At 55.9% G+C, this 18370-nt stretch carries 16 protein-coding genes; 11 read left to right on the forward strand and 5 right to left on the reverse strand.

Going from position 1 to position 18370, the window contains the following annotated elements; all coding sequences use genetic code 11:
- The first annotated feature begins 48 nt into the window (after positions 1-48).
- The 11 genes from ROO76_15515 to ROO76_15565 all read left to right on the forward strand — a co-directional run bounded on the left by ROO76_15515 (position 49) and on the right by ROO76_15565 (position 11334).
- Positions 49-1344 carry an MFS transporter gene (locus ROO76_15515; GenBank protein MDT8069572.1) on the forward strand — a complete coding sequence of 432 codons (1296 nt, stop codon included), beginning with the start codon at positions 49-51 and terminating at the stop codon, positions 1342-1344.
- A gap of 316 nt (positions 1345-1660) precedes the next feature.
- Positions 1661-2266 carry a sigma-70 family RNA polymerase sigma factor gene (locus ROO76_15520; protein ID MDT8069573.1) on the forward strand — a complete coding sequence of 202 codons (606 nt, stop codon included), beginning with the start codon at positions 1661-1663 and terminating at the stop codon, positions 2264-2266.
- A 94-nt stretch (positions 2267-2360) separates the two neighbouring features.
- Positions 2361-2975, forward strand: coding sequence for a hypothetical protein (locus tag ROO76_15525; protein ID MDT8069574.1), 615 nt, complete (start codon positions 2361-2363; stop codon positions 2973-2975).
- A gap of 92 nt (positions 2976-3067) precedes the next feature.
- A complete protein-coding gene (locus ROO76_15530) occupies positions 3068-3925 on the forward strand; it encodes a DUF4097 family beta strand repeat-containing protein (GenBank protein MDT8069575.1) in 858 nt (285 codons plus the stop codon).
- Between the two features lie 83 nt (positions 3926-4008).
- Positions 4009-4566 carry a shikimate kinase gene (locus ROO76_15535; GenBank protein MDT8069576.1) on the forward strand — a complete coding sequence of 186 codons (558 nt, stop codon included), beginning with the start codon at positions 4009-4011 and terminating at the stop codon, positions 4564-4566.
- Positions 4567-4580: 14 nt separating this feature from the next.
- On the forward strand, positions 4581-5333 hold the full coding sequence (locus ROO76_15540) for a hypothetical protein (protein ID MDT8069577.1): 753 nt from the start codon (positions 4581-4583) through the stop codon (positions 5331-5333).
- A gap of 214 nt (positions 5334-5547) precedes the next feature.
- Positions 5548-6555, forward strand: a complete 1008-nt coding sequence (locus ROO76_15545; GenBank protein ID MDT8069578.1) for an AI-2E family transporter — start codon at positions 5548-5550, stop codon at positions 6553-6555.
- 186 nt (positions 6556-6741) lie between these two features.
- On the forward strand, positions 6742-7797 hold the full coding sequence (asd, locus tag ROO76_15550; GenBank protein MDT8069579.1) for an aspartate-semialdehyde dehydrogenase: 1056 nt from the start codon (positions 6742-6744) through the stop codon (positions 7795-7797).
- A gap of 325 nt (positions 7798-8122) precedes the next feature.
- A complete protein-coding gene (locus ROO76_15555; protein MDT8069580.1) occupies positions 8123-10123 on the forward strand; it encodes a sigma 54-interacting transcriptional regulator in 2001 nt (666 codons plus the stop codon).
- 246 nt (positions 10124-10369) lie between these two features.
- Positions 10370-10603, forward strand: coding sequence for a hypothetical protein (locus ROO76_15560; GenBank protein ID MDT8069581.1), 234 nt, complete (start codon positions 10370-10372; stop codon positions 10601-10603).
- Entirely contained in the window at positions 10600-11334 is a 735-nt protein-coding gene (locus ROO76_15565) for a sigma factor-like helix-turn-helix DNA-binding protein (protein MDT8069582.1), read from the forward strand. Before ROO76_15560 ends, ROO76_15565 begins: the two co-directional genes overlap by 4 nt.
- Before the next feature lie 10 nt (positions 11335-11344).
- Here ROO76_15565 and ROO76_15570 read toward each other — a convergent pair whose 3' ends face one another.
- From ROO76_15570 to ROO76_15590, 5 genes are all read right to left on the reverse strand, one after another.
- Positions 11345-12745: an NAD-dependent succinate-semialdehyde dehydrogenase gene (locus tag ROO76_15570; protein MDT8069583.1), complete on the reverse strand. Its 1401-nt coding sequence runs from the start codon at positions 12743-12745 to the stop codon at positions 11345-11347.
- 91 nt (positions 12746-12836) lie between these two features.
- Complete coding sequence (locus ROO76_15575; GenBank protein MDT8069584.1) at positions 12837-14270, reverse strand: ATP-binding protein; 1434 nt, start codon at positions 14268-14270, stop codon at positions 12837-12839.
- Positions 14260-15669 (reverse strand): sigma-54 dependent transcriptional regulator, encoded by a 1410-nt coding sequence (locus ROO76_15580; protein ID MDT8069585.1) that lies wholly within the window; start codon positions 15667-15669, stop codon positions 14260-14262. The genes ROO76_15575 and ROO76_15580 overlap by 11 nt, the downstream gene beginning before the upstream one ends.
- A 4-nt stretch (positions 15670-15673) precedes the next feature.
- Positions 15674-17626, reverse strand: a complete 1953-nt coding sequence (locus ROO76_15585) for a TolC family protein (GenBank protein ID MDT8069586.1) — start codon at positions 17624-17626, stop codon at positions 15674-15676.
- Complete coding sequence (locus ROO76_15590; protein ID MDT8069587.1) at positions 17623-18339, reverse strand: ABC transporter ATP-binding protein; 717 nt, start codon at positions 18337-18339, stop codon at positions 17623-17625. Before ROO76_15590 ends, ROO76_15585 begins: the two co-directional genes overlap by 4 nt.
- Between the last annotated feature and the right edge of the window lie 31 nt (positions 18340-18370).

Below are 18370 nucleotides of genomic sequence, written 5' to 3' on the forward strand. Positions count from 1 at the left end.
ATCTGCTATTGTTTCAATTCAAACTCTCACCCCACGAGTGTAAACACGATGGACTCCACCGCGGAATTGGCCATTCAGCGCCCTCAACCAAGTAAGTTCTATCGCTGGAACGTCCTCATCTGGGTCAGCCTGGCGATGTTCGGCAACTACTATGTCTATGACGCCCTGAGTCCAGTCGCCGATCTGCTCGTAAAGCAACTTCATTTTACTGACTCAAACATCGGGCTGCTCCAGGGCATTTACAGCATCCCCAACATCTTCACCGTCGTGATCGGCGGCATGATCATCGACCGCGTCGGCGTGAAGAAGTCAACCATGCTGTTTGGTGTTCTCTGTCTTCTAGGCTCCATCATCACGGTCCTCAGCTCGCACCTCTGGGTAATGGCGGCCGGGCGTCTCGTCTTCGGCATGGGCGCCGAGTCTCTCATTGTCTCCGTCACTACGCTGCTCGCCAAATGGTTCCGCGGCAAAGAACTCAGCTTCGCCTTCGGCGTAAATCTCACGATTGCTCGTCTCGGCTCATTTGCCGCTCTCAACTCGCCGACGTGGGCACGCGCCGCTTTCGTCAACTGGCGCTATCCATTCTTGATCGCTGTCGGCGTATGCACTCTCTGCGTCGTCGGTGCTGTCATCTACTGGGGGCTGGAAAACTACGCCGAAAGACACTACGAACTCGGTGCGGCCTCCAAGCCGGACAAGGTCGAGCTCCGCGAGCTCTTCAAATTCGGTCTTTCGTACTGGTATATCGTCGGACTCTGCATCGTCTTTTATTCCGGCATCTTCCCCTTCCAGACTTTCGCCGTGAAGTTCTTCATGGACGCCCACGGAACCTCGCGCGAACTCGGCGGCTTTTTGTCATCCATGCTCACTCTTTTCGCCATGATCGCCACGCCTTTGTTCGGCCTGCTTGTTGACAAGGTCGCGAAGCGCGCCCTGTTCATGATGTTTGGCTCACTTTTGCTGATCCCGGTGTACATCATGATGGGATACACCCACGTGAACCTCTACGTCCCGATGGCGATGATGGGCATCGCCTTCTCGTTGATTCCGGCCGTAATGTGGCCTTCGGTCGCCTACATCGTGGATGAAGCAAAACTCGGTACCGCCTACGGCGTAATGACCATGATCCAGAACATCGGATTGGCCGGCTTTAATTTCCTGATTGGCTGGGCCAACGATCACGCTGCCGCCAGCGCGGCGAACCCGAAGGGCTACCGTCTCGGCATGGAGATCTTCTCGGTCCTTGGCTTCCTCGGCGTTACCTTCGCGTTCCTCCTCCGCCAGCGCGAGACTGGCCCCCACGGCCACGGTCTCGAAACCATCAAAGCAGGAGCTTCAAAGTAGTCTTTTGGTGTGTCTCTCTGTGTGGCGCGGCTCTTTAGCCGTGCCACAAAGGTTGTGCAGGTGGGGCCTTCGCCACGGATATCCGCCCGCCGTTTTCATCCGCCTAAACCCCCGAAAATTCGCGGTTAGGCAACCAAAGTGGCTGCCGAGTCCTCTCTGTTGTGGGGCCTCTTACATCTGGGACCTCGCAAGTCAGCACTCACTTACTGAAACCGGCGTCGTTGCGTGTTGGCCATTGCCTTCCCTCAGCGATTCGAATACAACAAACATCAACTCTGGCGGCATCCTAGAGATAGCAGCCAATAAAGAATAGCCATTGACTCAAGCGAAGAAAATTCTGGCTTCCGGAATTACCGAAGCTGAGGCGATTGCAAGAGCCCAGGGCGGAGACGCAATAGCGTTCGAAATGCTTTATGGGCTCCACAAGCGGCGCGTCTATTCCCTTTGCTTGCGCATGACCGGGAACACCGCCGAAGCCGAAGACCTGACGCAGGAAGCGTTCCTCCAGCTTTACCGGAAGATCGCAACCTTCCGCGGCGAGTCTGCGTTCTCAACCTGGCTGCACAGGCTGGCCGTGAACGTGGTGCTTATGCATCTGCGGAAGAAGGGCCTGCCGGAAATTTCGCTCGACGAAGCGCTCGAGCCACAACAGGAAGACGGGCCGAAGAAGGACATTGGCGCGCGTGACAACGTGCTCGCCGGGTCTATCGATCGCGTCAATCTTGAGAGGGCCATCGAAAGTTTGCCTCCTGGATACCGCATCATCTTCGTGCTGCACGATATTGAAGGCTACGAGCATAATGAAATCGCAGAAATGATGGGCTGCTCCATCGGGAACAGCAAATCACAACTGCACAAAGCGCGCATGAAATTGCGCGACCTCCTCAAGATCAGCAGAGCCGAAAAGGCCTTAAGGCATTGAGAGGAGGAAGCCATATGGGAGTGCCGGGCACAATGGCGAATTACGGAATCTACGGCGCGACCGGGGTGGCTCTTTCGATTGGGAGAGAGAAGAAATGACCTGCGCAGAGTTCCAGCGCGTATTGCCATACATCATTGATACAGGCGGCAATGCCGAGCAGGAGGAGCACCTCCGTCACTGCCCGGTCTGTGCCGACCTCGTTGCCGACCTCAAGTACATTGCCGACCAGGCTAAACTCCTGGTTCCCATGGAAGATCCGAGCCCGCGTGTGTGGGAAGGACTTCAGAAGTCTCTAGAGCGCGAAGGGCTGGTAAAATCCGCACCAGCAAGGAGGTCCCTTCTAGGACTCCCTCTGGGAGACTGGGAGTGGTTCGCCGCTGGAGCCGTGATCGCGATGCTGCTCGCGGGTATTTACCTGACTCACAACAAGCCCCCCGCGGACCAATCCACGAATCCCCAGGTTGCCGCCATCGCAGATTCGGACCTTACCAGTTCCGAAGATCAGGAAATCCTCAGCAACGTCGCGCAACTTCCACCCGATGTCCGTGATACTTACAAACAGGGATTGCACGATGTGAATTCTTACATTCGCGATGCGGAGCGCTCCGTCCGGGAAAACCCCAATGACGACGGCGCCCGCCAATTGCTAATGCGCGCGTATCAGCAGAAGGCTTTGCTGTACAGAATGGCCTCACGTTCGGGACAGTGAGGTACAGAGTTGGGTAAGGCCACGACTTTAGCCGTGGCGGTAGCAGAATTTGAGATAGGGGCTTCAGCCCCTGAGGGGCCGCCGAAGACATCATGAACACGTGGAATAACGGCGCAAAGCTGGCCCTGGCAGTCGCGTTCGCCTTCGTTTCCCTTGCGTCCGTCGCGCAGACCCGCAAGGAGATGAGATTCAACGTTGGTCCCGGATCCTCTCTCACCATCACCAATGACTTCGGCCCCGTCACCGTCCACGTCGCTCCCGGCTCGCAAATTCTCGCAACCGCAACGCTTCAGCCTGACCAGATGGAAATAGATCAGACCCACACGGGCTCGCGCGTAGAACTGTTCACTCATTCGCTTCAGCAGCGCCCGAACGCTAATGTCTCCCGCGTGCAGTTCGATGTGACTGTGCCCCCCGATTGCGACCTCATCATCCACTCTTCCGCCGGCCCTATTTCCGTCGAAAAGGTCCGCGGAGACGTCAGTGCCGACGGCGATCTCGCAAACATCGACGTCCATGATGTCGGCGGAGGACATGTTCACCTTCGGACGTTAAAGGGCAATATAACAGCGACGAACATAATCGACGGCCACGTCGAAATCAGTTCCGTGTCCGGACCGGTTACGCTCAAGAACGTCAGCGGACCCAACGTCGAAGTCAACACCACCAACGGAGTCATCACCTACACCGGCATGTTCTCCGATAACGGTGACTACGAATTCACCACTCACTCGGGCGATATCAACGTCAGTCTCCCAGCCAACGCCTCCGTCGACGTCGCCGCTCGCTCGGTCACCGGCAAAGTCGAAAACGATTTCCCCTTCCATCCCAAGCAACACGTCCCATTTCCAGTTACCTCGGGACGTGCCTTTGCGGGTACCTCCAACTCAGGTGGTTCCTCGGTCCAACTCCGTTCTTACAGTGGTACAATCCGCGTCAAGAAACAGTAAACATTGGCAGTACGGGATTTCACTGAAGCACGCTCTCAGGTGGAGTAGGTGCCAGTCCCGCGCCGGCCGTCACGCGGAGAACGGTGATCCAGACGCAACCCATCCGAAGCCGTCAGAGCCATCAAACCCGTAGTGTATTTCTTATCGGTTTTATGGGTGCCGGTAAAACTTCCGTCGGCATGACCCTCTCGCAACGCCTTGGCTGGCGTTTTGTCGATCTCGACCGCCAGATTGAAGCCCGCTGCGGCCGCACCGTCGCCAACATCTTCCGTGAGCTCGGCGAAGACGCTTTTCGTCAAATGGAAACTGAAGCGCTCTCGAAACTTCTCGACGCTCTCCACGACGGCGATCCAACCATCGTCGCGCTGGGCGGCGGAGCCTTCGTCCAGCCTGCCAATCGCTCTCTACTCGAAGCTGCTGCTGTCCGCGTCATTTATCTCGACGCCCCGCTCGACGAGTTACGCCAGCGCCTTGGGGAAGACGATCCGTCGCGTCCTCTCTTCGCCGACGCCGAACGTTTCCGTCTCCTTTACGAACAACGCCAACTCCATTACCGCATGGCCCCGCACCGGGTTCAAACATCCGGCAAGTCCATCATCGAAGTAGCGCGTGAAATTGAGTCCCTGTTGGGAGAAAGTTGAAGTTTGGAGGAATCGTGAGAATCAAGCCCTGGTCCGTCGCATTCATGCTCGTCGTCGTACTCGTTAGCTCGGCCTTCGCTTCCAAGAAAGACAAGAAGGACAAAAAGAAAGAGAAGCAGGCCGAGGCGAAGATCGTGGACAGCGGTTCCTTCGGCGTTTTCGTAAACGGCCAGCGCATCGCCACGGAAACGTTCAACATAAAGCAAATAGACGGCGGCAGCATCACCACCTCCGATATCAAGCTTGAAAACAGCACCCAATCCCAGCACACTGAACTGCAACTCACGTCTTTTGGAACTCTGGTTCGCTACGATTGGAAGGAAACCGGCGGATCAGAAAAGGGCGAAACCACCCTTATGCCCTCCGATCAGTTCCTTATCCAGCGGATTAAAGCCGGCGACAAGTACACCGAGCAGCCATACATCATGCCCGTCTCCACGGCCATCCTCGATGACTACTTCTTCTCGCAGCGCGAACTCCTGCTGTGGCGCTATATCGGTTCCGGGTGCGTTCCCAAGCCAGGCGAAAACGGATGCCGTCTCGAACCCGCTAAATACGGTTTCATCATTCCCCGACAGCGCACTTCCGGAATGGCCACGATCAGTTACATCGGCAAGGAAACCTTAATGATCCACGGCGCCGCCAAAGAACTCGACAAGTTCTCTCTCAGCTCCGATTACGGCGACTGGCTCCTCTACCTCGACAAAGACAAAAAACTCGTCCGCGTCCTTGTCCCCGGCGAAGCCACCGAAGTCATCCGCGACTAGGTTGGCTGCACGGTTTTGTCATTACGAGCGATGCGATGGATCGGCTTGTCTCCGATGGCATGCAATATCACGGTGTCGATATCTGCGAAGTTAGGAGATTTGGACACACGCCTCTTTACTCTCATCCTACAGATAGGGCATCCTTTTCCAGTCCCGCCCGTAGCGTTACAGAGGCTTTGCGGGTCGGACCCAGCAGTTATGGGCGATCCATAACATGACCTCACAAAACAATCGTTCCGACATTCTCTTCGCCTTCTTCATCGCCATTCTGCTGGCGCTCGCGTGGTACGTGCGAGACGTCCTCCTCCTGATCTACGTCTCCATTCTCTTCGCTGTCGTCATTGGCCCGGCGATCGTCTTAGTCCAGAAACTCCACATCAGAAACTGGCGCCCCGGCAGAGCCCTCTCCGTGATTGTCATCCTTGCAATCGGACTCTTCCTCCTGACCGTCTTTTTCCTCTTCGCCCTGCCGCCCATCTTCGCTGATCTCCAGGGCTTCGCCCGCGATTTGCCGGCGAAGGGTCAGAACCTCTACGCACGCCTGCACGGCATCCCGGTCGTCGGTCGCATCAATCTCGACGCCCTCGAGCAGCACGCCACCGAAGCCCTCGGTGGAGCCCTCGGTCTCGCCCGAGGGATCGCCGGCGGTGTCTTCGCCTTTTTCACATGGCTCATCATCACCGCCTATTTCATCCTCGACGGCGAGCGCGCCTTCCTCTGGTTCCTCTCCCTCTTCCCTGCATCCCGCCAGCCGCGCCTGCGACAAACCGCTATCGCCGCCGAAAGGCGCGTCAGCAAATGGCTCCTTGGCCAAGCCCTCCTCATGCTGATCCTGGGCAGCCTCTCGCTTCTGGTTTTTTGGCTTTTAGACGTGAAATACTTCTACGCGCTCGGCGTCTTCTGCGGACTCGCCAACATCGTCCCCATCGTCGGCCCTGTCGTCTCCGTGGGCCTCGCCACCATCGTCGCCGCTTTCGACTCCTGGACGAAAGCCGCCGGAGTCCTCATCTTTTACATCATCTATCAGCAGGTCGAAAACGCTTTCCTGACCCCACGCATCATGAAATCGACCGTCGATCTGCCGCCCCTTGCCGTCATTATCGCCCTGGTTCTCGGGGGCGCGATCGCCGGAATCCTCGGCGCGCTCGTCGCAGTCCCAACCGCTGCCCTCATCGCTGTCATCATCGACGAATACGTAGTCAAAGCTAACGCGGCTCCGTAATCGTTCTTCGTTGGTCGTTCTTCGTTGTTCGGAATGCACTGCGCCGTGATCCTGAGCGCAGCCGCTCTGGCCTTGCGCGGCGTAGTCGAGGGAACCGCAACTTTGTTTTGTCATATTTCCCTTTGCCGTTTTGCCGTTATCCTCGGGTGTTAAACTTTCCTTATCCCCAATTTTTGAGACGTTCCCATGCAAAAGAAGCTCCCCGTAGGCATTCTCGGCGCGACCGGAATGGTCGGCCAACGATTCATCCAACTGCTCGAGCATCATCCTTGGTTTGAAGTCGCGTGGCTCGCTGCGTCCGACCGCTCGGCCGACAAAGCCTATGGCGAAGCCGTGAAGTGGCGCATGAGAACGTCGCTTCCGCGCAACGTCGCCGAAATGAAAGTCTCACCCGCCGGTCCGAAGGGTGCACCCAAAATCATCTTCGCTGCCCTTGATGCCGACATCGCGCGCGAACTTGAACCCCAATTTGCCGAAGCCGGCAGCGCCGTTGTATCCAATTCCAGCGCCTGGCGCATGCACCCCAACGTGCCGCTTGTCATACCCGAGGTCAATCCCGACCACCTTGCGCTCATCAATGACCAGACTTGGCGCAAACAATCCGGCGGCTTCATCGTCACGAACGCCAACTGCTCTGCCATCGGCCTCGTCCTCGCGCTCGCACCTCTTCACAAAACATTCGGAATTGAAAAACTCTTCGTCACCACGATGCAAGCCGTCAGCGGCGCCGGATATCCCGGTGTTCCCTCCATCGACATTCTCGGCAACGTCATTCCCTTCATCAAGAACGAGGAAGAGAAGATGGAAATTGAAACGAAGAAAATGCTCGGCACCCTCAAAGCCCATGAGGTTGAACTCGCTCATTTCGGCATGACCGCGCATTGCAACCGCGTAGCCGTCGAAGATGGCCACACCGAATCTGTTTCGATTTCGCTGAAGAAGAAAGCTGCCCCCGAGCAGATCATCGAAGCATGGACGAGTTTCCGCTCGCTTCCGCAGGAGTTGAAACTCCCGCACGCACCCGCCGAACCCATCCTCTACGACTCGCGCCACGATCGCCCGCAACCGCGCTTCGACGTCGATCGCGGCAAAGGCATGTCTTCCATCTGCGGACGCCTTCGCCCCTGCGGCCTCCTCGATTGGAAGTTCACCGTGCTCTCGCACAACACCATCCGCGGAGCCGCCGGCGCAGCTTTACTCAATGCGGAGTTGCTGAAAGAAAAGGGCTACTTCGGTTTGTAGTGCCGGCCCCAGCCCCCCGGTTTGGCGGGCGAAAGCTGTTCTGTTCACTAGCGCCAGCAGTCCCTCGAAGCCGAAGGATTGCAGGCACCGTCTCTTCAGTTACTCGAACGCGTACGTACGCACAGCAGAAATTGTTCTTTTGCAAATTGCCTGGGTGGGTGCATGTAACTCAAAACAGGATGGTTGCGAGTTCCTGCGAGATGCGTTCCCTCACTGACAACCTATGTCCCGGCGATGTAGCCTGCAAACCATGTGCGCCGTCGCCCAGGAAGATCGAGCGTTGGGGCAGTCGTGGTTCAACGCATTAGTTGATGTAGTTGACTGTATTGTTGGTCACTTTGATTGCAAAGATCTCTTTCTCAATCTTTGTCCCCGACTGCATCAACTTGTCGAGTTCGAATTTCTGCATCTCGCTCTCTATAATTCCGCCTCGAACACGATGCGGCAGAACGTGCTCGAGACCCCAATAAGAGACGTGCCATACACGCTTCCGCGTGAGTTGCCGATTGAGCAATCTCTGGCCGCGTTGGTTTGGCAATCGCAGCGACCGCTGACTTGGACCGATATTTCACAGGAAACCCGTTTCCCACAAATTGTCGATTCGCTTCGCAGGAACGGCGTTGTGTCCTATTGCCTGCTCCCGCTCACTACACCACAGCGGCAATTGGGAGCAATCGGATTTGGCAGTACAAGCCGGTCAGCGTATCAAAACGAGGATGTGCATTTCCTGGAGAAGGTGGCCGCTGTCGTAGCAGCCGCTGTCGGCAACGTTCTTCATTATGAGTCGGCCCGTGCATACGAACAAGACCTCAAACATGAAAGAGACCGACTGCAATTACTTCTGGAGATTACAACAGCGGTAGCCAGAAATCTCGAACTTCGAGATCTGCTGCCAGCTATTTCAGAATCATTGCGCCGCGTACTTCATCATGAATTTGCCAGCCTCGTCCTGCTGGAGCCCTCTGGCGAAATGGTTCGAGTCCATGGATTGGACTTCCCCAAGAGTATCGGCTTGATTCACGAGGATCTGGTTTTTGCATTTCAGGGCAGTGTCGCGGAAAAAGTATTACAGGCAAAGAAGCCTCTGATTTTCAGGGAGTTCGAAGCCGAAGGCGTGCGCAAAGAAATTGCGGACCTGTTGGCCCGCGAGCACTTGAAGTCGCTGTGTAGCGCACCGCTGTTAAACCGCAACCGCCCCCTTGGAGTTCTGAATGTCGCTAGCACACGACCGAATGCCTTCAGCAAAGAAGACATGGAATTGCTACTCCTCATCGCGAACCAGATTTCGGTCGCAATTGACAACTCACTTACTTTTGAGCAAGTGCAGAAGCTAAAGGACAGACTGGCAGAAGAGAAGCTTTACCTTGAAGACGAGATTCGGAATGAATATAACTTCGGGCAAATCATTGGCGAGAGTAAAGCATTAAAGGACATCCTCAAACTGGTTGAGACAGTTGCTCCAACCGATGCGAGTGTGCTGATCCAGGGCGAGACCGGCACCGGCAAGGAACTGATTGCGCGAGCTATTCACCGGCTCAGTAAACGGCAGGATCGCACGTTTGTGAAACTCAATTGCGCGGCGATTCCGACCGGGTTACTGGAAAGCGAACTGTTCGGACACGAGAAAGGCGCCTTCACCGGCGCGATTTCGCAGAAGGTGGGTCGTATCGAACTCGCCCAGAACGGAACGTTGTTCCTGGACGAAATTGGGGATCTTCCGTTGGAAATTCAACCTAAGCTGCTCCGGGTTCTACAAGAGAAGGAATTTGAGCGCCTGGGTGGTACTCGCACCATCCATGTCGACCTGCGATTGATTGCGGCAACTAATCGCAATCTGGAGCAGATGGTTGCCGACCGCCAATTCCGAAATGACTTGTACTATCGCCTCAGAGTAGTGCCGCTTTCGGTTCCGCCCCTGCGAGAGCGAAGAGAGGATATTGCAACGCTGGTCCGCTACTTCATTCAGAAACATGCTCGCCATATGGGAAAACACTTCCGAGCTATATCGCCGCACTCGATGGAATCTCTTATGGCCTGGCATTGGCCGGGGAACATTCGGGAATTAGAAAACCTCGTCGAACGAGCTGTCATCCTTTCACCCAGCCCCATGCTGAACATCCCCCTCGACGAACTCGCGCCGTCCAGTCAGTCCGGGGCTCCCGATCCCACTCTGACCAGTGTCGAGCGCGAACATATACTGCATGTTTTGCGAGAGACACATGGGGTGATTAGTGGCCCGAACGGTGCGGCATCACGCCTTGGCATGAAGCGTACAACCCTGCAAGCGCGGATGAAAAAGCTCGGAATCTCGCGTGCAGAGACATAGGCCAGTACATTTTTAGCTTTAGCGGGGCCGAACGCTGCTGCCGAACGAACGGCATCGTGCCTACCATTCGGCAGGTCTCGCTATGAATCATACCCATCCTATATCGGCCCACGCCTGCCAATCTCCTTTTGTGCCAACACTTACCTGATCTGAGGGTATGCTGTTCGGCTTTGGCATGCTGCCTGCACATGTACAGCCGTGCTCCGAATCAACATACAAAACGAAAAACGCCAAACGACATTCCGATTGGAAGGTCGACTGGCGGAAGCATGGGTCGCTGAGCTGCGGCGTTGTTATCACGAAGCGCGTCCGATGTCTTCAAAGCTGGTGGTAGATCTTGACGACGTAACCTTCATCGATGAGGCCGGCAGCGCGTTACTGGGTGAAATGTCCGGGGATGGTGTTTTGCTCGTTGCAACAGATCCACTCATGAAATCAATTATCAAGGAAGTGCGCCTGCGGGAGGAACACAAGCGATGATATGGAAGGATGTGGCAACAACCGAACGATTGCTCTCACAGGCTGTCCGGGGAAACTGCCAGGCGACGGTAGAGCTGTTCAACAGCGAGCTGGGAGCGATGTACGACGCTGCATGTCTGCTGTTGGGGGGAGCGGATGACGCACTCGAGATGGTACGGCAGGCTGTCACGGTGGCCGTAGATAATCTCGGTGAACTGAAAGACGCCTCTCGCTTTTCATCGTGGGCAAGAACTTTTGTAGTAAGCAGGACGCTCGAATACATGGTTGGGCGCCGCACGTCCATTCTGAATGGGGACTCCACCGAGTATGAGCCGTTAACAATAGATCAATGGGGTGATTGGGACTCCGACGAGATACTTGAACTCTTTCTATCCGCAGTACGCCCGAACGAGCCCGACTCTCATCATCCTGTGCCGGATTCCTTCCGGCTGATTCTTCAGCGGTTACTGCAATCCCTTCCTGACAATCTCCGGACTTCGTTCGTCTTACACGATGTCTTCAGTTTTCGCGTCGACGAAACCTGTTCCTTTCTGGTTCTGCCCCCGGAGGAGGTCAGAAGCCTGTTGGCAGCGGCTCGTCACAAGCTGGTGATCGGTGTTTTGAATGAGCTGCGCAGCATGGCAGCGGCCATGCGCTGCAGTGACGACACGCCGACGAGTGCAGGAAACGCTCTGGACCACGTGCACATTAAAGTCTGTGAAAGCGACGAGTTATTCAGCTCGTTTAGTTGACTGGATAAGCTCAGTTTGAGGCAGGTGGTTGCTGGTTTTGGGGATTGTTCCTGATCCACACCGTTTTCGCATTCATGAATTCGCGAATACCGTAGAGGCCTAACTCCCGACCGTAGCCCGATTGCTTTACTCCGCCGAACGGTATGCGCGGATCCGAAGCCACCATTCCGTTGATGAACACCATGCCCGATTCGATTTCATCGACGAATAATTTCTGTTCGCCAGGATCGTTGGTCCAGGCGCTTGCTCCTAATCCGAAGGGTGAATCGTTGGCCATCCGTATCGCGTCGTCAGCATCGCGCACCACGAACAACATTGCCACCGGCCCGAATAACTCTTCGTAGTACGCGGGCGTACCGGTCCTGATATCTGTAATAACAGTTGGCTCAAAGAAATTGCCTGCTCCGGAGATGCGCTTCCCGCCTGTCAGAACGCGCGCGCCGGATTTGAGCAACTCGCCGACCTGTTGTTCGAGATCAGCAGCGATCTGAGGCGTCGCGAGCGGCCCAACATCTGTCGCCGGAAGCATTGGGTCACCAACTCGAAGCCTCTGCATTCCTTCCACAAATTTCGTGGTGAATTCGCTAGCGATCGACTCAGCCACGAAGAATCTTTTCGCCGCAATGCAGGACTGTCCGTTATTGATGATGCGGGCACGCACAGCTGTTTGCACGGCCTCATCGAGATCAGCACTGGGCATGACGATGAACGGGTCCGAACCACCCAGTTCGAGAACAGTCTTCTTGATCCGCGAACCTGCCTCACTTGCGACCTTGCTCCCGGCTGGTCCCGACCCAGTCAGCGTAGCCGCAACAACGCGCGGATCATCGAGAACCTTCTGCACCTTGTCGACGCCGATGAGGAGTGACTGAAATACCCCCTCGGCGAAACCTGCCTCGCGGAAGATTTTCTCGATCGCGAGCGCGCATTGTGGAACATTCGATGCGTGTTTCAGCAGTCCGACATTTCCCGCCATCAATGCAGGCGCGGCGAACCGAAACACCTGCCAGAATGGAAAGTTCCAGGGCATCACAGCGAGCACTGCCCCAATCGGTTGGTAATGAATAAAGCTTCTCGTCGCGTTCGTCGCGACCTCTTCATCGGCCAGGAAGCGCTCCGCATTCTCGGCGTAGTAGCGGCACGCGGTTGCGCATTTCTTCGCTTCAGCACGGGCGGAGTCGAGCGTTTTGCCCATCTCCATCGTCATAATTCGGGCGAAACGATCCGTCTCCTTCTCCAGTATCTCCGCGGCGCGAGCCATCCACCGGGAACGCTCAGAAAACGATGTCTTTCTGTGTCGTCGAAATTCCTCGGACGCGAGTTGAAGTTTCTGCCCTATTTGTTCATCGGTCAGCGATTCAAATCGCTTTATGACCTCGTTCGTGGTGGGATTAATGCTCGCTATGTTCATCTGACAGACCCTTCCGGGTTAGATGCCCGTGACAAAAGTTTCTAATGCTTTGACACTGACTACGGTGGCTGAGGAACTGCCCCGAAGAAAACTAAACTCCTGACGCTGGAGTAACCGATTGCCGATTCCAAATCTTTAAGGGCAAAAGAACCGTGGCGACACAACCCGGAGCATCTTCGCGGTCCGACAACTGAATCGTTCCACCGTGCGCTTCGGCAATTTGCCGCGACAGCACTAAGCCGATCCCCGTTCCTTCTTCCTTGGTTGTGTAGAAGGGCACAAAGACATTATCCGGATTCATCAGCCCGGGGCCACGGTCCTTGATCTCGATCTTCAGTAGCGATTCGGAATAACTCCATGCGACGCTAGCTACGGCCGATCCACCATTAGTTCGGTCCATTGCCTCAAGAGCGGCATCGGCTGCATTCTTGATGAGGTTGATCATCATCTGCTCGAGTTGATCGGGGTCGACCGGTATGGTGATGTCGGGGCCGCCGGAAACCTGCACGGCTACACGAGTCTCCAGCGCGGCGACCCGCTCCACCAAGGTCTTTAATCTCACAGGCTGGAGAGAAGGCTGCGGCATTTGAGCCAGCCGCCGGTACGCCTGAAGAAACCGGTTTAGCGAGGCGGAGCGTGATTCGATGATTTCCAGGCCTCGGGCAAAATCCTGTCTCTCTCCTGTCGGAAGTTCCATGCCGTTGAGCCGCGTGATTAACGTTCCGGCGATGGATTTGATGGGCGCCAAGGAATTGTTCAGTTCGTGCCCAAGAACGCGGATCAGCCTTTGCCAAGCAGTTCGTTCCTCGCTGCGAAGCGCGCGGCTGACGTCGGAGAGCACCATCAGGGTGTGCGGAACGCCACCCTGCCGGAACTGGCTCTTCCGGACAAGCCAGCGAGTGTTCGGGGCCTGCGGCAGGATGATCTGCGTCTCATTCTCCGAATCGAAGCAGCCGCGCAACCCAATCTGATCAACCGAACGGGCCAGAAGCGCCGATTCGGGCCTCTGCAACAGGCGCTCTCCAGCAGAGTTCACTAACCGAAGCAAGCCGTTGGGATCGAACGCGAAGATGGGAACATTGATCTCTTCCACGACTCGTCGAAGCAGTGCAGTCGCTTCAATGGTCCGCGTGCGCTGATCGGCCAATAAGTCCGCCAGAGCATTGACCTCAAGGGCCAGTTCACCCAATGCGTCATCTTCTTCCGCGCCGCGTGCCCGGAACGAGTAGTCTTCCTCGCGAAGCGCGGATACCACGTTACTGAGAGTCTGGACGGGATGCACGATGTTTTCATGCAACACCGCAATCAGGATGAGAACGATGATGAGGAGTATAGCAATCAGCGAGATCTTGGTCCCGGTCGTCCAGGAAGTACCCCAGATCGTAATGAGAAAAGCAACCAGTCCAGGCGACGCACACAGCAGTGAAAGCAGAAAGATCCGACGTTCGAATCGAAACCTCTTCCTCTTGGAAGGCTGAGAGCGCCGAAACAGCGCACGATAGTCCGGATTCGGACTAGAGGCCATACTTCTCCATGCGTCGATAGAGCGCGCCTCGGCTCAGTCCAAGAGCTTCGGCAGCCTGGCTTACATTGCCATGGAATCGCTGCAGGGACTTACGAATCAAAATGCACTCCACTGCCTCGATACTCAGTTCTTCCAGGTTTTGCGAGGATTGCTGTCGAGCCGATACCAATCCCAGATCGGCCACCTGGATTTCCTGGCCGTGGCACATGAGAACGGCACGTTCCAGGGTATGCTCCAGTTCGCGAACGTTACCTGGCCAAGAATACTGGAGAAGCGTCTGCAACGCGGCTGGTTCGAAACCGCGAATCGCGCGATTGTACCGGAGGGCATATCGCGACAAAAAATGCACCGCGAGTTTGGCGATGTCCTCTCGGCGCTCCCGCAGGGCCGGAATATGAATCTCTACTGTATTCAGCCGAAACAGCAAGTCTTCGCGAAACTGGCCCGAGGCAACGGCCGCCTGAAGATCAGCGTTTGTAGCAGAAATCACGCGCACATTTATCTTGCGGCTCTTCGATGAACCTACGCGTTCTATCTCCCCGGTCTCAAGGACACGTAGCAGGCGAGCCTGCTGTCGATAGGGAACATTCCCGATCTCATCGAGGAAAATCGTTCCGCCATCGGCAAGTTCGAAACGCCCGATACGATCGGTGCGGGCATCAGTGAACGCGCCTTTCACATGACCAAACAACTCGCTTTCGAAAGTGCCTTCTGGCAACGCCCCGGTGTTAACCGCAATCATTGGTCGCGATGCACGTGGCGAAATCGCATGAAGCGTCTGTGCGACAACCTCTTTTCCCGTACCATGCTCGCCGGTGATAAGGATGTTCGCGTCCGAGGGACCCACACGCGAAATGGCGTCCAGAACTGGTTGCATCGAGGGGGCCGATGCAATGAAGTCGGGCCGAGCGCTGGCACGGAGCAACTTGTTCTCCGCCTCAAGCCGCTGCGCGATTTCCAAAGCTCGATGAAGTTCGACCTGTGTCCGAACGATAGAGAGCAGCCGTTCGTTCTCCCACGGCTTTTGTATGAAGTCCCTTGCTCCTCGACGCATGGCATCGACGGCAACCTCTACATTGGCCCAGGCCGTCATTACAATAATCGGAAGTGTACTGTCCGACGCAGCGATCGCCGAGATGAGATCCAGGCCCTCTTTGCCCGAAGTAGTATCACGCGTGTAGTTGAGATCGATGAGCGCAGCGTCGTACGTTGCTGAAGAGATCGCCTCTCGTACGAGCACCGGGGAACGCGCAAAGTCCACCTCGTATCCTTCCGGGCGCAAAAGAAGTTCAATCGCGTCAAGAATATGCTGCTGGTCGTCGGCCGCGAGGACTCGGGCCGGCCTCACGTTGTGGCCTTGCTTGGCTTCGGTTAAGTTCGTCGCGCTTGAAGTTCGCATTCTGTCAATGGACGGGCGCAGTCACCGTCCCCGTAATCGCTTCCTCGATCTGGATATTATTATGTTCTAAAGTCGTGCCCGTAGCGCGAATTAGTTCCACGCGCGCCTTTCGGTAAGTAGTTATCGCCGTCACCAGGTCGAGTTCGGCCAAGGCTAGATCCCTTTGAGCGGTCAGGGTCTGGAAGCTGGACCCGGCGCCAAGTTCCTGCTCCTTCCGGGTAATATCGAACGTTTTCTGCGCCAGGTCGCGTGCTTTTTGCGCAGATTCTACCCGCGCGCCCGACTGCTCCAACGCGTACTCCGCGTTACGAACTTCAATGCGGATCTCCTTCCGCAGTTGCTCGCGACGAAGCTCAGCCTGCCGATACTCGAGTTCCGACCGGTATTGATCCGCCTTAGCCACCCGATTTCTCAGTGGAATGCTCAAGTTAACCCCGACGAAGTAGTCCGGCGACGAGTTATTGAACGCGTTTACCACCGCGCCCCCTAAATCTCTCGGCACATTAGATATGTTCGTCCCCTGATATATCGGATTCAACTCTCCACTTAATCCTGACCCGCCATAGAATCCGACCAGCGCCAGGCTGGGCAGAAGTGCGTTTCGCGCGGCTTTACGGCTAATCTGCCGATTCTGAAGGTCGATGTCGCTCTCGAGCAACTCCGGGCGCTTCTTCAACGCCTCGTCAATAAGCTCTGCCAAGGGCACATCCTCCTGCTTTGGCATCGTCTCCATCCGGTCGGTAGGCACTACGGGCATTTCCTCCAATACCGGATCATCCAGGCTCCTGGTCAGCGCGTTCTTGAGAAGCGACTCCTGCAGGTGCTCATTGCTGTTTGCAACCGTCAGTTCCTGGGCGCGCTTCGAAACCTCCGCTTCCGCCTTCATTACATCCAGAGCTGGTATCGCTTCGAGTTTCAGTTGCTTCTGCGCGTTTTCATAACTCTGTTGCGCAAAATCCAGCGACTGTTTAGTAACGCGCGCCTGCTCATATGCATTCACAAGATCCCAATAAATGTTCTCGATCTGGGTGACAGTTTCAATCACCTGGTCCCGGAATGCGATATCAGAAATCTTCTTGTTATTCTTCGCGATCCTGAGATATCGAAGATTTGGGCCGAATCCAAACCCCGCCAGCAGTTCCTGTCGGATGCTGAGGCGGTATTGGGAATTGAGCGCAGGACTCAGGTTGGTGTATGGGCTATTCGTCGTTTGCCGGTTGCTGTCCCAGCCGACTTGCAGCATCGTCCCTGTGGGAAAAGCCTGCGAATAATTAATGTTGGATTGCGTCGTATTCAGTTGCAGGCCTGGGACACCGTATATTTGCAGATTCGATAACGGAGTGGTCTGATGCTCGACGCCAAAGTCACCGTTGATCTGCGGATCGTAGGAAGACACCGCCGTTCCTGTACCAAGCGTCGAGGAAACCTGACCCGCCGCTCCAGCGCCTGCGCCGCCCGCACCGGCCGATGTGCCACCCGCCCCTGCACCGGGCGCGCCTGTCCCGAAACCGCCCACTCCACCTCCGGGTGTTCCCTGCACCACGCCTGTATTAACTCCACGAAATATGCCGCCTGCTTTCGTTCGCAAAATGTCCGTGTCTGCGATTGGGAGGTTGTATCGAGCAATAGCAATGTCGAGATTATCTTCAAGAGCGAGATAAATGGCGTCTTGCAGAGAAATGTAAATCTTCCCGTCATGAATTAGCTGGTAAAGCCGGGGGGAGTTCGCAACGTTGGGCCGGGGCACTTCGCTGGGCATGTACGTCGCGAACGGATTGTATGAGTGCTGCATTCTTATGTCGAAGACAGGTTGTCGCTTCGGCGATTCCGGCAACTGCGATTGCGGGTTTTTTTCCTCTGAGCCCGGTGCTTGTGCAAAAGCAGGAGCCACTTCGGCGAATAACACTGCACCCAACACGACCAAAGTCGTGAACGATCTGAGTTTGCGGTAGCTCATCGGCCCACCACCTCGCCTTTCTTCTCGAGGTTGGGATTCGCCGTGTCCGCCACCAGCCAGCCATCGCGTAGCTGAATCGTGCGGGATCCGTACGCCGCATTCGCCTCCGAATGCGTCACCTGGACGATGGTCGTGCCCTCAGTGTTCAATTCGCGAAACAATTCCATGATCTCCTTTGCCTGTGTCGAGTGCAGATTTCCGGTCGGCTCATCCGCCAATAGAAGCGCAGGCTTGTGAATTACCGCACGCGCCACTCCGACCAACTGCTGTTGACCACCCGAGAGCTGGCTGGGATAGAGGTCCTTCTTCGCTACAATCTGGAAACGGTCCAGGACATCGGCAACCATGCTCTGCCGCCGGTCACGCGGGATATCCTTGTACGAGAGAGGCAGGTCGATGTTTTCCTGCACCGTCAAATCGTCCAGCAGGTGATAACTCTGAAACACCATTCCCATGCGCCTCTTCGCAAGTTCCGCGCGCTGCCTGCGTTTCAATTCGTGAACCGGTTGTTCTCCAAACCAGTACTCCCCGACCCACTCGTCATCGAGCAGCGCAAGAACATTAAGCAGCGACGACTTCCCTGCTCCAGAGGGCCCCATGATGGTCAGAAATTCGCCGGGTTTGATCTCGAGATTGACTTTTCGCAAAACCCAGGTCTGGCCGGCCGCGGTTTTGTACGAACGATCGAGGTTTTTTAGCTGAATGCTTTCCATGGTGCCCCACCCATTTACAACCGTATTCAGT

Source organism: Terriglobia bacterium (genome assembly GCA_032252755.1).
GTDB lineage: Bacteria > Acidobacteriota > Terriglobia > Terriglobales > Acidobacteriaceae > JAVUPY01.

What these genes read in the sequence shown, in the direction of transcription:
- ROO76_15590 (MDT8069587.1), bottom strand. Translation starts at nt 18,339, where the DNA reads ATGGAAAGCATTCAGCTAAAAAACCTCGATCGTTCGTACAAAACCGCG.
- ROO76_15545 (MDT8069578.1), top strand. Translation starts at nt 5,548, where the DNA reads ATGACCTCACAAAACAATCGTTCCGACATTCTCTTCGCCTTCTTCATC.
- ROO76_15525 (MDT8069574.1), top strand. Translation starts at nt 2,361, where the DNA reads ATGACCTGCGCAGAGTTCCAGCGCGTATTGCCATACATCATTGATACA.
- ROO76_15530 (MDT8069575.1), top strand. Translation starts at nt 3,068, where the DNA reads ATGAACACGTGGAATAACGGCGCAAAGCTGGCCCTGGCAGTCGCGTTC.
- ROO76_15585 (MDT8069586.1), bottom strand. Translation starts at nt 17,626, where the DNA reads ATGAGCTACCGCAAACTCAGATCGTTCACGACTTTGGTCGTGTTGGGT.
- ROO76_15575 (MDT8069584.1), bottom strand. Translation starts at nt 14,270, where the DNA reads ATGGCCTCTAGTCCGAATCCGGACTATCGTGCGCTGTTTCGGCGCTCT.
- ROO76_15580 (MDT8069585.1), bottom strand. Translation starts at nt 15,669, where the DNA reads ATGCGAACTTCAAGCGCGACGAACTTAACCGAAGCCAAGCAAGGCCAC.
- asd (MDT8069579.1), top strand. Translation starts at nt 6,742, where the DNA reads ATGCAAAAGAAGCTCCCCGTAGGCATTCTCGGCGCGACCGGAATGGTC.
- ROO76_15565 (MDT8069582.1), top strand. Translation starts at nt 10,600, where the DNA reads ATGATATGGAAGGATGTGGCAACAACCGAACGATTGCTCTCACAGGCT.
- ROO76_15515 (MDT8069572.1), top strand. Translation starts at nt 49, where the DNA reads ATGGACTCCACCGCGGAATTGGCCATTCAGCGCCCTCAACCAAGTAAG.
- ROO76_15570 (MDT8069583.1), bottom strand. Translation starts at nt 12,745, where the DNA reads ATGAACATAGCGAGCATTAATCCCACCACGAACGAGGTCATAAAGCGA.